The organism is Weissella kandleri (genome assembly GCF_045504165.1).
Lineage (GTDB): Bacteria > Bacillota > Bacilli > Lactobacillales > Lactobacillaceae > Weissella > Weissella kandleri_A.
The window spans coordinates 12,917-24,965 of sequence record NZ_JBJJNY010000002.1; the positions used below are offsets into that span (position 1 = coordinate 12,917).

The following is a 12,049-nucleotide window of genomic DNA, read 5'->3' on the forward strand; positions in this document are numbered from 1 at the left end:
ATGATAATTCTATTTTACCATGGGAGGCGTGGGTTAGTGGACGAATTATTTGATTTATTTGATGAAGATGAACGAACCTTGAACAAATATGAAACTTATAAAAAAGCAAAACGATTCATGGAAAATGGAATGCAACGTGTTATGTATATGGCGGGTGAAGATTTTACTAGTGCTAAAGGTCAAATCATATCCGGAATGCCCTCTGGGAGCCCTGACGGTAACGCTAGAGAAGATAAGGTTGTTTTACATGTACAAGCTCAGGACGCGTTAGAAGCTATTTTGAAAGCTTCTAGGAATATGCCAAATGATCACCGTACTATCCTTGAATATAGATGCTTTAAACGTATGAAATGGGCAGAAATATGTAGAGAGACTCATTTTGAAAAAACAAGAGCAGAAGAGATATTGATTGAAGCACTGGTAATGTTTGCTTATAATTTTGTTAATCATATGAACTTGCTTGTATTCTATGAAAAAGAAGAAGAGACCGCTAAAAAATAGTGGTCTTTTTTGTATAAAAGTGTTGTATCTTTTTACTATTCATAGTATAATGAATATATAGAAAGGAGGGAGATATGAGTAAACGAAAAAAAGAGAAGCATTCAGAATTAGTTTTAATCGCAAAACTTGGGTTAGCCACCGCAGCTATGAGCCCATTAAGTGAATTGATTAAACTAGTTGAAAAACTTCTCAAGTAACAAAGGAAAGGGTAGAAATACCCTTCTTTGTTGTATCTATTTTACCATATCAATAATTAATTATGGATAATGAAAAAATCAAAAAGTATCTTTTGGGTATTATCGGACTATTAGCATTAGGAGCACTTTTACACATATTAAATATTTACATTTAAGGAGAGTAGGTTTAAATGGCTACTAATCAAACTAAAGCAAATAAAAAATGGCAGGAACAAAACAAAGAATATACTAAATACTTAAATTATCGTTCAAGGGCTCGTTCGTTTATTCGAAACATGGCAACTATCGATGATATTGACGAGTTATTGGAATTAATTGATGGACGCAAAGAATCTCTAAAAACGGGAGAATAGCGGTGTTTTAGCGGTCATCACTAGGGCGCGAATGGTGCTATTATGTTAGTATCGAATAATTAATATACGTTAGGCAGGTGAAGAATGAATAATTGGCAAAAGATAAAAATAATCTCTGTTATCGGAATAAGTGTTTTTGTACTAGCTTATCAAATCTTTTGTATGATTCAAGGAAAATCATACGATATGATGACCATTTCTGGAATCTTTGCGACTTTCTTTTTTATTATTTCTTTTTCGTATAATAATATACTTTTTATATTTTCTTGGCTTAATAAAATAATCTTGAAAGTTAAACGTCCAACAATAACGTGGAGTACTAATTATATGTTTTATACAGATGATCAAGATGATATAAGTATTAAAGAATTTCAACATAAAATGATTGAAAGTATAAAAAAAATATATGGTGACGATTCTTCATTTACATTGGAACCAAGATCTAGTAGCTTAACTGTAGTAATGACACAACCAGAGAATAGAAAATTTATTTTAGATATTGAAAAAGAACCATTAGACGATAATCCAATGCGTGTAAATTTAAATATAAATTCTACAATCAGTTATAATGATACAAATATAGAGATAGAAAATAATGAATTAATTTATTCAGATATTAAAAATACATTACGATCAATGTCTAATGAAAATGATGATTATACTGAATACGGAAAGCCTATTAGAAGTTTAAATGTGGTCTTTAAAGATAGAAATCCTTTTTATGGAGTTATGCTAAAAAGAATTGATTCAACCGAGATAAAAGATTTTAGATTAGAGATTGAAAATGATAATTGTATAATTATAATAAAAAAGCATTGTCTAAGCATTGACAATGCTAAAGATATGGCCACATTCAATAAAATTGTTAAAGGGTTATTATCGGTTTCTGATGTAAAATAATTAATTTATACAATTATATTATTTTGTTTTAATGTGTTAAAAACGTCTAATAAAAATATTCTATTTTCGTTGGTATTATTGATGTTAGGATCATTAGCATTAATAATTGTGATAGATCCTTTTTTAGCTAATCCTATTTTTCTAGAAACATTCTTATTGTGAGAATTAATATCTATTAAACTAGATATATAGGTAGCAGTATTGTTTTGTAAGGCTGACAAGGCTTCAGTATCTTGATCGATTCTGTTTCCTTGAAAATATTTATTTTGAACAATCGTACTATTCTTTTTGAACCATAATTGCATTATATTAGCACTATTCATAGTTCTCAGTGTATTAAAATTATATTGGTAATTTCTAACGTTTAGGTTTAAGTTGTATTCTTTTGATAAAAGGTCAAAAAATTTGGCTGATAATTGGGAATTTTCTTCCACTATAGTTAGCTTCGTAGACTGACAGTAAAGAACTTTAAAATTAGTGATTTCTTCGTAATTATTGTATATTGTACCTGCCACGCTAATTTCTAGAGTCTTTGGTTTATTCATAGTGCAATCATATATGACATAAGATTTGTTATTAATTGTTGTGGTTTTTTTGGATAACTTACATGAAATTAACGGATTGGTATTGGGGTCTTTGTAACCCTTTTCGGAGTTGTATAAGTCAAAATCATTTTGTGGTAAATTAGGTACGTTTCTAATGCCGTATGAATGCATGATAGTACTCCTTTTATTTTAATTAGTATTATCATACAATGAAATTATTATTTTTTAAATATAAAAAATGGTATAGTAGTGGCGGAATAGGTAGACGCAGTTGCGGCCATCAAAAATGATGGACGCAGAAATATTGTAAGGTGCAAATCCTTACCTACTATATTAAAAGCAATGACTTAGGTTGTTGCTTTTTGTTATAATCTATCTTTGGAGGTAGGTTATGAGTGATGATGTTAATTTTTTAAATATTAAGGTACCAAGATGGGCATTAATATTAATTTGGACGGGTTTAGTAGCGAGTGGAATTGTTGTTCTGTTAATATTATTGGTAATTATATTTGTGATTTTTAAATACTCTGAAAAACTCGGAACTTTGGCAGATTGGTTTGGAGCAATAGGCACAATAGGTGCAGTGGGGTTTGCGTTATTTCAACATAAAGTAATAATGGAAAGAGATAAAGATGAGTATTATAGAAGTGTTCATCCACAAATAAAGATAGATGTTGGACACAGTTTCGAACACGTAGGTGAATCTTCATTACGACCAGTGGAAAGATTAGATAATAACGGTGAAAAAGAAACTACTTCTCTTAGTAAAAGCGATGTATTGATTTTTAAAATATCAAACTTGTTAGCAAACCCAGCTGTACTAATGAAAATTATTGTTACATATAAAAGTGGATTTCAAAGTATATATGGCATAGATAGATTAGATGAATCAAAGAGGAATGTTATTTTATTTACAGGTACTTCTTACGCAAATTACGAGGCTATGGGAGTAAATAGTATAAAAATATTCTTATTAACAAGTAGAAGGGAAAGAATATTTTCAAGGTTTTTATGGGATGAAGAATTAGATGGATTTATATACGACGAAGAAAATAGTTTTACAGAACATCTGAAAGGCCGTGACTACGCGGATAGTATATGTAAAAAAAATAACTACAATTATAATACGTTGAAAATTTCAAAAATCGAAGTGATAGAGGAATAAAAAATACGAGAACAGCGTCTGACAAATGTCGGGCGTTTTTTTGTAGGAGGAATGTAATGAGAATGCATAGGTGCTATTATCACGACTGCCGTAAGATGATTCCCGTTGGTCAACGTTATTGCGATGAGCATAGAGTTGATGATGATAGAAAGCAGACTGATAAGACATACTACTGGAAACGTAAGCGTGATGATGCTAGACGTGAACAGCTAAGGTTTTATAAAGGTAAGGCATGGAGATCATTGCGCAAGGTAGTCTTAGATAGAGATATAAATCTTTGTCAGTATTGTAAGTTGAATGGTCGAGTAACAATCGCTGATATGGTTGACCACATTGTACCTCGCGAGATAGACAGGTCATTAGAGCTTGATATTGATAACTTAGTATCATCTTGTAACGGTTGTCATCGATTGAAACAAGATTGGGAACAAAAGCATTATGGTACTGGAAATCGTAATAAAATCGATTCTAACGCTTTATTGATTAAAGACATACATTTTATCAAAGATGTGTTCAAACGTGATTAGAAGTTAATATGATGCAAATGATAGGGGGCCCGGTAGGCTTCGAAAAGAGAAACGATGCAGTGTTGTCATTTCTTTTGTTTTTGCCAAAAAATAACTTTTGAGAAGGGAGGCGATTAAATTGCCTGGTATAAAAGGTAAGTCAGGTAGAAAACCTAATTTAAAAGATACAGATAATCCACATTTAGACAGAGCAGATAGAGCGATGCGTGCGCAAGATAATAATAATGGAATTAAAAAAATCGGTTCGCCACCCAGTCGACTGAGCTCTTTTTCAAAGAAGCTTTGGAAGTCAGTAGTAGAAGAGTTGGATGATAAAAATTTATTAACAATTCTAGATGCATCCTTATTGGAAGAATACGTCACTCAAGTTTATTTAAGTATTCAAGCTGATGAGTTATTAAAGAAACATGGTTTGGTAGTTGAAGACGACAAAGGCAATTTAAAGAAAAATCCAGCCGTTGATATTAAGAATAATGCAGCTAAAAATATTAAGTCGATTGGGTCGACGTTAGGATTGGATCCAATGAGTCGAGCGGCTATGCTTTCTGATGTAGAACCAGATGATGATGGGGAAGCTGATGAAGAAATTAATAGATTTAAGGGGAGGAAATAGTTTTGGATGTAGTTACAAAATACGCTAATGATGTCTTGAACGGTAATATTTTAGCTGGGGAACTGTTAAAAAAAGCCGCTAAAAGACACATTAACGATTTAAAAATTCAAAATACTGATGATTTTCCTTACTTTTTCGATGAAGAATTGTTAGAAGGGTTTCTAGAGTTCGCAAAACTAGTTCCCGACCCAGATTCAGGGGAACCGCAACCATTAATGCAATGGCAAAAATTTATTTTAGGGTCAGTAGTAGCTTGGCGTGATAATCGAACTGATGGGAAACGTTTTAAGCGAGCCATCGTTTCAATTGCTCGGGGACAAGGAAAGACATATTTAGCTTCTATCCTAGCCACTTATGACTTTTTTGTTCAATCTTACGGAAAGCATAACCAAGATATTTTGGTTGCCGCTAATACAACGCAACAAACTATTAAATTGTTCAATTACACCAAAGCTACAGTTGAAAAAATGCTTCAAACAACATTCAAAAATCTACGGCGGACAGTTAGACCGCGAAGTTATGACATCGTTAATAAGGCATCTAAAAATCAAATTGTTCGAATGTCTGCAGAAGGTGGAAAATTTGACGGTTATCATTCAACAACGGCAATCTTTGATGAAGCGGGTGATCAAAAGAATCGAGATGCATTCGCGAAAATTACATCTGGAATGGTTAAGAATGAAGAAGCCTTATTTTTCATGATTTCGACAGCTTATCAAAACCCAAATGCACCACTGCGTGAAGACATTAGAATTATCTCTGAAGCGATTGATAGTGGCGAACGAAAAATGGATGATAATTTCTTAGGTGTTTGGTCACAAGACTCAAACGAAGAAATTTGGGACGAATCGACTTGGATGAAATCAAATCCTTTGCTGGGCTTAGATGATCAACGTGAAAAATTGGTCGCAGGTTTGAAGTCAGAGCGTGACTCAATGATTGCGCAAGGAAAGACTAATGATTTCTTGGTTAAAAATATGAATGTTTGGGTCAATGCTAAAGATGATGCAGCGTTTGTTTTGCAGGACGTTGAACGAGTGGTAATTGATGACTTTGATATTGATGATAGAGACGTTTACATTGGGTTTGATAATTCAATGACCTCTGATGATGCTGCATTAGCATTTGTGTTCCCATATGAAGATGAGAATGGAAATCAGAAGTGGCATTTATATCAGCATTCATTTATTCCCTGGCATAAAGCCGGGTCAATTGACGCGAAGGAAAGTCAAGATGGCATTAATTATCGTCAAATGGAAGAGCTAGGATATGCGACAATAACGCCTCATGAACGAGGTTTAATTAGTAATGACGATATTTATGAATGGTTGCTTGAGTTTGTTGATAAGCATCATTTGAATGTACTTAAATTTATGTATGATTGGGCTCATACTAGCGCTTTTATTAAAAATTTAGATGCTAATACTTATTGGGAAATTGTCGCTGTTAGGCAGGGATCATTGACTTTGAACGAGCCAACAAAGTGGTTACAAGATGCTTTTGTGGAAGGACGAGTCACAACTTTTAATGATCCAATGATGCAAAAGTCATTAATTAATGCAATTATTACGAGTGATAACAATGGTTTGAAGATTGATAAAAATAAAGCAACAATGAAGATTGATTTAGTTGACGCTATTATTGATGGATTAACCGAAGGAATACATTATTTTGAAGATTACGGAACGGGGGAAATAAGTTTCTAATGAGAAATAATTTATCAGATTTATTTTCAATAGTCGGTGCAGGCCTTATAACTGCGTCGGCTTTTTTAATGTCGTTACCACTGGGATTTTTAGTGCTAGGAATATTTTTATTAGTATTTAGTTATTTTTTGAGAAGTTAGGAGTAAATTATGTTTTTTGAACAACGATCCATTCCGATTAGGGGTTCTGGATACGCAAGAGGAAGTCATAGTTGGTTGATTTCAGATAGCGGTCATGTTCCGGCGACTGTGGCCATGCGTAATTCAGATATTAGGACAGCTATTACAATTTTAGCGTCAGATATCGCACGAGTTACGTATTCAACTGGAAATAAAAAGTTGGATAAGTTATTAGCTGCGCCGTCTAAAATGACAGGCCGTTATGCATTTATGCAATCGATGATGGCTCAAATGTTATTGGACGGAAACGCTTATGCATTGAGACGTGAGGATAAAGCGGGGCATGAATATTGGGAATATGTAAGTCCATCTCATGTAGTAGTCAATTTGGCTGATGATGGTCAATCATTATCATACGATTTCAGTTTTGATTCAGTTGATGAACGTGATGAAAAAGATGTTGAGGCAAGCGATGTTATCCATTTTAGATTACTTGGGATTGATGGTGGTCTTATGGGTAGATCGCCGTTGGAATCACTTCAAACGGAATTATCTTTACAAAAGAGTTCGCGTAATTTAGCTCTTAATATTTTTAAGCGCGCTGTTAATCCAACATCTGTTTTAAAGTATGCTGCTAAAATGTCACCGGCTGCTAAAAATGAAGCGCGAGAAGCTTTTGAAGAAGCTAATAGTGGCGACAATAGTGGACGAGCTTTAATTATGGATAACAATTCTACATTTGAACAATTGGAAGTTAAGTCTGACGTTGCTAAATTATTGCAATCAACAGATTGGACTAGGGAACAAATTGCTAAAGTGTTTATGATTCCGTCCGATTCGCTTGGATCGGAGTCGCAACACAGTAACATCGACCAAATGCAAGCCCAATATAACACAGCATTAGGGCGCTATATTGCGGCAGTTGTTGATGAACTTAGTTTGAAACTAGGGCAACCCATTATTACGAATGTGCGCGAAGCGATTGATTTAGATGGCTCAAAGATTGAGGCGCGAACAATCGCATTAGTAAAAGATAAAGTAATTAGTTCCGATGTTGGATTAGAAATTCTAAAACGAAGCCACTCTGATTTGGTAACACCAGAAATTATTACTGCAGTTGAAATTAATAGTCTGACATCGAAAGGAGGTGATGATGACGGAAAAGAAGGAATTTCGGACACAACTTAATGACATCGAAATTAGAGAAGATGAAGAAAATGGTCGAGTTATCACAGGGTATCCAATCGTTTTTAATAAACCGTCCGAAAATTTAGGTGGTTTCATTGAGTACGTAGATCCGGGAGCATTAAAAAATGTCTCGATGGAGAACGTTTATCTTATTTATGGCCATGAATTTAATAATGTACTAGCTCGTAAAGACGCAGGTACATTGGAACTTTCAATTGATAAAACGGGGTTGTTATTTAAGGCGACTTTACCGAATACAACTTTGGCCAACGATGTTTTAGAAAATATTCGTGTGGGTAATATTCAAGGAATGAGTTTTGGGTTCACTGTCGCCGATGAAAGTTGGGAATATGGAGAGAAAGGTAATCCAGATGTTCGACTAGTAAAACAAATTGATGAATTATTTGAAATTACTCTGACACCAATTCCGGCATACAAAGATACAACTGTTGCCATCGCTAGACGAGATGCAATGCGTAAACAAATGTCACTTCGTTCTAGATTCAAAATGGGTCTAGAACTTGCACGAGCCAAGGAGAAAATGAATGGCAATTAAAGATTCTATTTCAGTAAAAAATACTGAATTACAAAAAGCTATCGATGACGCGCAATCGTTAATTGATGATGTTAATTCTGATCCAGAACAAGCTAAAGCAGCAATGGACCTAGTAAAAAAATTGCAGGCTGATATTGATACATTAAAAGAATTGGAAAAGGCGATGCCAGGAGATACAGGTACGCCGAAAGAACCAGAACCTACAAAGATGGATGAGCCAAATTCTGATAAACCAAGTAATCCAAAACCTGATGGAATTAAGCCAGCTGATGATAAGGAATCAACACCAACAGCTACTGATGATCCAATTGATGGAGAATCATCGACAGACCCCGAAGACGACAAAAAGAAAGAGAAGGAAAATCGAGATATGCCTATTCAATTAAATTCAACTAACAAAAAAACTGAAGTACGTTCACTTTTGAATGATTACTTGCACTCAAAGGGTGAAAAACGTGACGGATTGACCTCAACTGACGCAGGAGTATTAATTCCTGAATCAATTATCTACAATCCAGAAATGGCAATTGATTCTGTCACTGATTTGGCAGGATTAGTGACAAAGCAAAAGGTCGCAACACCTTCTGGTAAGTACCCAATTTTGAAGCGAGCTTCAACTACTTTGCCTAGTGTTGAAGAATTAGCTAAGAATCCTGATTTAGCGAAGCCTGAATTTATTGATGTTCGTTGGGAAATTGTGACTTATCGTGGAGTTGTTCCAATTTCACAAGAATCAATTGATGACGCGCAAGTAGATTTAACGTCCTTAGTTTCTAATCACATTAATCAAATTAAGATTAATACTACTAATGAAAAGATTGCTAAGGTTTTGGCAGGATTTACTGCCAAGACTTTGGACGAGACGAAGTTAGTTGACGATTTGAAGGATTTGAAGAACGTTACATTCGACCCTGCTTATAACTTAGGTTGGGTAATGACTCAATCGATGTTTAATGTATTGGATAAGGTCAAGGATGGGGACGGACGTTACTTGTTACAAGACCAAATTGGAACAGATACTGGAAAGACTTTGTTTGGATTGACAGTAAATGTTGTTGAAGATAAGGCGTTCGGTGCAACTGGGGAAGCAAAGCAAGTTTGGTTGGGTGATTTGAAGCGAGCTGTCTTGTTTGCTGATCGTGTGGATGCCAATGTACGATGGGTAGATAACGATGTATATGGGCAAGTTTTGCAAGCTGTTGTTCGGTTTGATGTTGAAAAAGCTGATCCAGATGCCGGAGTATTTGCTTCGATTTCAGCGCCAACAGACGGTGGAGATGGTGGCGAAACAAAGTCCGCTAAGGCGAAAACAGCTAAATAAGGGGTAAGCCATGGAAGCTAAAGATTTACTACCTGAAGTAAAAACGGCGTTGAGGACTACGGTTGAAGACGAAAGTTTGGATAAAGAAATTTTGGGTTTAATTAGTTCGGGTTTAGCTGATTTAGAAATTTTAGGAGTAGTTTCTAAAACTTTCATGGAGAAGCAATCCTATCTGATTACAACCGCAATTATTTTATACGTCAAATCTTTATGGGGTTATGATAACCCAGAAGCGCAACGCCAGATGGAGACGTATGAAAATATCAAAACGCAACTTTCCATCCATTCACAATACGACAAGGAGGACAATGATGAGGTTTAATTCAATCATTTATTTAACCCATGTTGAAATTGTTGAAGATGGTTTAGGTCAACAAAATAAAGTGTTGGGCGCCAAAAGAAAAGTTTATGCAAATGAATTTTCAATTAGTCGGGCTGAATTTGCGGCTGCTGGTGAAAAAGGGTTGAGGCCTTCTTTGTCATTTCAAATAAATGCAGTTGATTATCAAAATGAAGACGTGGTTATTGTTGATGATGTTCGTTTTCATATCTACCGGGTAAATAAGACTGGAGAAAAAGTTACGCTGTACTTAGAAAAGGCGGTGGGTGATGGCTTCAATTGATTTATCTAATGAAATTGCTCAAGCGTTGAGTGAATTTTCTAATGATGTTGAAGAAGACTTAGAGCACGAAAAAGAAGCAGTTGCAAATGAAGCAGTGGCTAAATTAAAACGTGCAGGATCGTTCACTGACAATTCTGGTAGATATCGAAAAGGTTGGCGTGTGAAAAAAGTTGGCACTAAATTTATTGTGCATAACGCAACACGGTACCAATTAACTCATTTATTGGAGAATGGTCATGCTAAAAGGAATGGTGGACGAACTAGAGCTTTTACACACATTGCACCAGTTGATGAATGGGTAGCTCAAGAATTTCCTAAGCGATTGCAAAGCAGGATTGGGAGGTAGCAATGACTTTAGAAGAATTACGATCCAAACTTATGGAAAGTACAGGATTGCCAGTTGCTTATCGATCATTTGAAGTTGATAAATCTCCTAGTACCCCATTTATTGTTTACTATGTTGTTCAACGTGATGATGAGCGAGCTGATGATGTAGTGTTTGCAAAAAATAGTGCTGTAAATGTTGAATTATATTTCGATAAAAAGGATTTGAGTTTAGAAAATAGACTTGAGTCTTTTTTTGATGACGTTGGAATAATTTACAACGTTTATGAGGAAGCTATTGAGGAAGAAAAAATGATGTTTAGAACTTATGAATTTGATTTAATGGAGGACTAGAAATGGTTACAGCAGCAGATAAAAATAAGCTTAAATTTGGTGTGCGAAATGTGCACGTTATTAAAGCTACTGATACGGGAACAGCTCTTACTTATGAAGGAACACCGATTCCTTGGCGTGGGGCCGTGGAGTTGACGTTAGACCCAAATGGGGATGCGTTAGAGGAATACGCTGATGATATTCAATACGCAAAGATTGAAAATAACCAAGGCTACACCGGAAAGATGACAATGGAGTATCTTCAACCTGAAATCGATGAATTAATTTTTGGAAATAAGCCGGGTGAAGATGGTGTTACAGTTGAAAATGCGGACAATAAGACGTCAATTGTGGCGCTTATGTTTGAGTTTTCTGGTGATCAGAATCATGTACGTCATATTTTGTATAACGTTGGGTTCTCTCGTTCATCTGATGGGTCTTCAACACGAGCCGATAAGTTAGAAGCACAAAAGTCTGAATTTGAATTTAGTGCAATGCCTGATCCATATAATTATAATATCAAAGCCAAGGTTCCTGAAGGTGCTGCGCCATATGCAACGTGGTTTGATAAGGTTTATATTCCGGGTGAAGCTGGAGAAGGTGACGGCTCGGGAGAAGGCGCAAAAGTAGCTAAATCCAAGAAGGTTGTTTAAAAAATTAGCGGGTTTTCCCGCATACATAATTAAATAAAAGGAGAATTATATTATGGAACGTAAAGTTATGATTGGCGATAAGGAAGTACGGTTGGTATCATCTGGAGCAACACCTATTTTTTACAAGAACGCATTTAAGAGTGATTTTTTCGAAGATTTTGCTGGAGTAATGGAAGTTGCTGAAGCAGCATCCAATGCTAAAAAAGGTAAAGAAATGCAAGCAATTTTACCAATGTTTAAATCAGGTCAAATTACTAAGCTTTATAATTTTGTTTGGGTATACGCTAAAAATGCCAACAATGACATTAAGCCAATGGATGAGTGGATTGATGAATTTGACGAGTTTCCAATTTTTGATTTCTTAGCTGACTTAATGGAATTGATGATGTCGTCTATTACAACAAAAAAAGTTTAGAGAACGAGTA

Annotated in this window: 18 protein-coding genes; 17 read left to right on the forward strand and 1 reads right to left on the reverse strand. The window is 35.1% G+C overall.

The window, feature by feature from the left end:
• The first annotated feature begins 36 nt into the window (after window positions 1-36).
• From ACJQWY_RS01270 to ACJQWY_RS01285, 4 genes are all read left to right on the forward strand, one after another.
• The gene (locus tag ACJQWY_RS01270) at window positions 37-501 is read left to right on the forward strand and encodes an ArpU family phage packaging/lysis transcriptional regulator (protein WP_407075948.1); all 465 of its coding nucleotides are present in this window, start codon (window positions 37-39) and stop codon (window positions 499-501) included.
• Between the two features lie 74 nt (window positions 502-575).
• Window positions 576-698, forward strand: coding sequence for a hypothetical protein (locus ACJQWY_RS01275; RefSeq protein ID WP_407075949.1), 123 nt, complete (start codon window positions 576-578; stop codon window positions 696-698).
• 170 nt (window positions 699-868) lie between these two features.
• On the forward strand, window positions 869-1,051 hold the full coding sequence (locus ACJQWY_RS01280) for a hypothetical protein (RefSeq protein ID WP_407075950.1): 183 nt from the start codon (window positions 869-871) through the stop codon (window positions 1,049-1,051).
• A gap of 84 nt (window positions 1,052-1,135) precedes the next feature.
• Entirely contained in the window at window positions 1,136-1,951 is an 816-nt protein-coding gene (locus ACJQWY_RS01285; RefSeq protein ID WP_407075951.1) for a hypothetical protein, read from the forward strand.
• A 5-nt stretch (window positions 1,952-1,956) separates the two neighbouring features.
• Here ACJQWY_RS01285 and ACJQWY_RS01290 read toward each other — a convergent pair whose 3' ends face one another.
• Complete coding sequence (locus tag ACJQWY_RS01290) at window positions 1,957-2,667, reverse strand: hypothetical protein (RefSeq protein ID WP_407075952.1); 711 nt, start codon at window positions 2,665-2,667, stop codon at window positions 1,957-1,959.
• A 220-nt stretch (window positions 2,668-2,887) separates the two neighbouring features.
• On the opposite strand from ACJQWY_RS01290, the gene ACJQWY_RS01295 reads away from it, so the two are divergent.
• The 13 genes from ACJQWY_RS01295 (at window position 2,888) to ACJQWY_RS01355 (ending at window position 12,039) form a co-directional block, all read left to right on the forward strand.
• A complete protein-coding gene (locus tag ACJQWY_RS01295; protein ID WP_407075953.1) occupies window positions 2,888-3,661 on the forward strand; it encodes a hypothetical protein in 774 nt (257 codons plus the stop codon).
• 56 nt (window positions 3,662-3,717) lie between these two features.
• Entirely contained in the window at window positions 3,718-4,188 is a 471-nt protein-coding gene (locus ACJQWY_RS01300; RefSeq protein ID WP_407075954.1) for an HNH endonuclease, read from the forward strand.
• Between the two features lie 118 nt (window positions 4,189-4,306).
• Entirely contained in the window at window positions 4,307-4,801 is a 495-nt protein-coding gene (locus ACJQWY_RS01305; RefSeq protein ID WP_407075955.1) for a phage terminase small subunit P27 family, read from the forward strand.
• 2 nt (window positions 4,802-4,803) lie between these two features.
• Window positions 4,804-6,507 carry a terminase large subunit gene (locus ACJQWY_RS01310; RefSeq protein ID WP_407075956.1) on the forward strand — a complete coding sequence of 568 codons (1,704 nt, stop codon included), beginning with the start codon at window positions 4,804-4,806 and terminating at the stop codon, window positions 6,505-6,507.
• 149 nt (window positions 6,508-6,656) lie between these two features.
• Window positions 6,657-7,814 (forward strand): phage portal protein, encoded by a 1,158-nt coding sequence (locus ACJQWY_RS01315; RefSeq protein ID WP_407075957.1) that lies wholly within the window; start codon window positions 6,657-6,659, stop codon window positions 7,812-7,814.
• Window positions 7,780-8,370, forward strand: coding sequence for an HK97 family phage prohead protease (locus ACJQWY_RS01320; RefSeq protein WP_407075958.1), 591 nt, complete (start codon window positions 7,780-7,782; stop codon window positions 8,368-8,370). The genes ACJQWY_RS01315 and ACJQWY_RS01320 overlap by 35 nt, the downstream gene beginning before the upstream one ends.
• Window positions 8,360-9,691 (forward strand): phage major capsid protein, encoded by a 1,332-nt coding sequence (locus tag ACJQWY_RS01325; protein WP_407075959.1) that lies wholly within the window; start codon window positions 8,360-8,362, stop codon window positions 9,689-9,691. The genes ACJQWY_RS01320 and ACJQWY_RS01325 overlap by 11 nt, the downstream gene beginning before the upstream one ends.
• A 10-nt stretch (window positions 9,692-9,701) precedes the next feature.
• Complete coding sequence (locus ACJQWY_RS01330; protein WP_407075960.1) at window positions 9,702-10,013, forward strand: phage head-tail connector protein; 312 nt, start codon at window positions 9,702-9,704, stop codon at window positions 10,011-10,013.
• Window positions 10,003-10,314, forward strand: coding sequence for a phage head closure protein (locus ACJQWY_RS01335; protein ID WP_407075961.1), 312 nt, complete (start codon window positions 10,003-10,005; stop codon window positions 10,312-10,314). The genes ACJQWY_RS01330 and ACJQWY_RS01335 overlap by 11 nt, the downstream gene beginning before the upstream one ends.
• A complete protein-coding gene (locus ACJQWY_RS01340) occupies window positions 10,301-10,660 on the forward strand; it encodes an HK97 gp10 family phage protein (RefSeq protein WP_407075962.1) in 360 nt (119 codons plus the stop codon). Before ACJQWY_RS01335 ends, ACJQWY_RS01340 begins: the two co-directional genes overlap by 14 nt.
• A gap of 2 nt (window positions 10,661-10,662) precedes the next feature.
• Window positions 10,663-10,992 (forward strand): hypothetical protein, encoded by a 330-nt coding sequence (locus ACJQWY_RS01345; RefSeq protein WP_407075963.1) that lies wholly within the window; start codon window positions 10,663-10,665, stop codon window positions 10,990-10,992.
• Between the two features lie 2 nt (window positions 10,993-10,994).
• Entirely contained in the window at window positions 10,995-11,624 is a 630-nt protein-coding gene (locus tag ACJQWY_RS01350; protein ID WP_407075964.1) for a major tail protein, read from the forward strand.
• Between the two features lie 52 nt (window positions 11,625-11,676).
• Window positions 11,677-12,039 carry a hypothetical protein gene (locus ACJQWY_RS01355; RefSeq protein ID WP_407075965.1) on the forward strand — a complete coding sequence of 121 codons (363 nt, stop codon included), beginning with the start codon at window positions 11,677-11,679 and terminating at the stop codon, window positions 12,037-12,039.
• Window positions 12,040-12,049: the final 10 nt, after the last annotated feature.

Coding starts and splice junctions, on each gene's coding strand:
- ACJQWY_RS01295 (WP_407075953.1), top strand. CDS start 2,888: ATGAGTGATGATGTTAATTTTTTAAATATTAAGGTACCAAGATGGGCA.
- ACJQWY_RS01315 (WP_407075957.1), top strand. CDS start 6,657: ATGTTTTTTGAACAACGATCCATTCCGATTAGGGGTTCTGGATACGCA.
- ACJQWY_RS01325 (WP_407075959.1), top strand. CDS start 8,360: ATGGCAATTAAAGATTCTATTTCAGTAAAAAATACTGAATTACAAAAA.
- ACJQWY_RS01355 (WP_407075965.1), top strand. CDS start 11,677: ATGGAACGTAAAGTTATGATTGGCGATAAGGAAGTACGGTTGGTATCA.
- ACJQWY_RS01285 (WP_407075951.1), top strand. CDS start 1,136: ATGAATAATTGGCAAAAGATAAAAATAATCTCTGTTATCGGAATAAGT.
- ACJQWY_RS01275 (WP_407075949.1), top strand. CDS start 576: ATGAGTAAACGAAAAAAAGAGAAGCATTCAGAATTAGTTTTAATCGCA.
- ACJQWY_RS01340 (WP_407075962.1), top strand. CDS start 10,301: ATGGCTTCAATTGATTTATCTAATGAAATTGCTCAAGCGTTGAGTGAA.
- ACJQWY_RS01280 (WP_407075950.1), top strand. CDS start 869: ATGGCTACTAATCAAACTAAAGCAAATAAAAAATGGCAGGAACAAAAC.
- ACJQWY_RS01345 (WP_407075963.1), top strand. CDS start 10,663: ATGACTTTAGAAGAATTACGATCCAAACTTATGGAAAGTACAGGATTG.
- ACJQWY_RS01335 (WP_407075961.1), top strand. CDS start 10,003: ATGAGGTTTAATTCAATCATTTATTTAACCCATGTTGAAATTGTTGAA.
- ACJQWY_RS01300 (WP_407075954.1), top strand. CDS start 3,718: ATGAGAATGCATAGGTGCTATTATCACGACTGCCGTAAGATGATTCCC.
- ACJQWY_RS01330 (WP_407075960.1), top strand. CDS start 9,702: ATGGAAGCTAAAGATTTACTACCTGAAGTAAAAACGGCGTTGAGGACT.
- ACJQWY_RS01290 (WP_407075952.1), bottom strand. CDS start 2,667: ATGCATTCATACGGCATTAGAAACGTACCTAATTTACCACAAAATGAT.
- ACJQWY_RS01350 (WP_407075964.1), top strand. CDS start 10,995: ATGGTTACAGCAGCAGATAAAAATAAGCTTAAATTTGGTGTGCGAAAT.
- ACJQWY_RS01320 (WP_407075958.1), top strand. CDS start 7,780: ATGACGGAAAAGAAGGAATTTCGGACACAACTTAATGACATCGAAATT.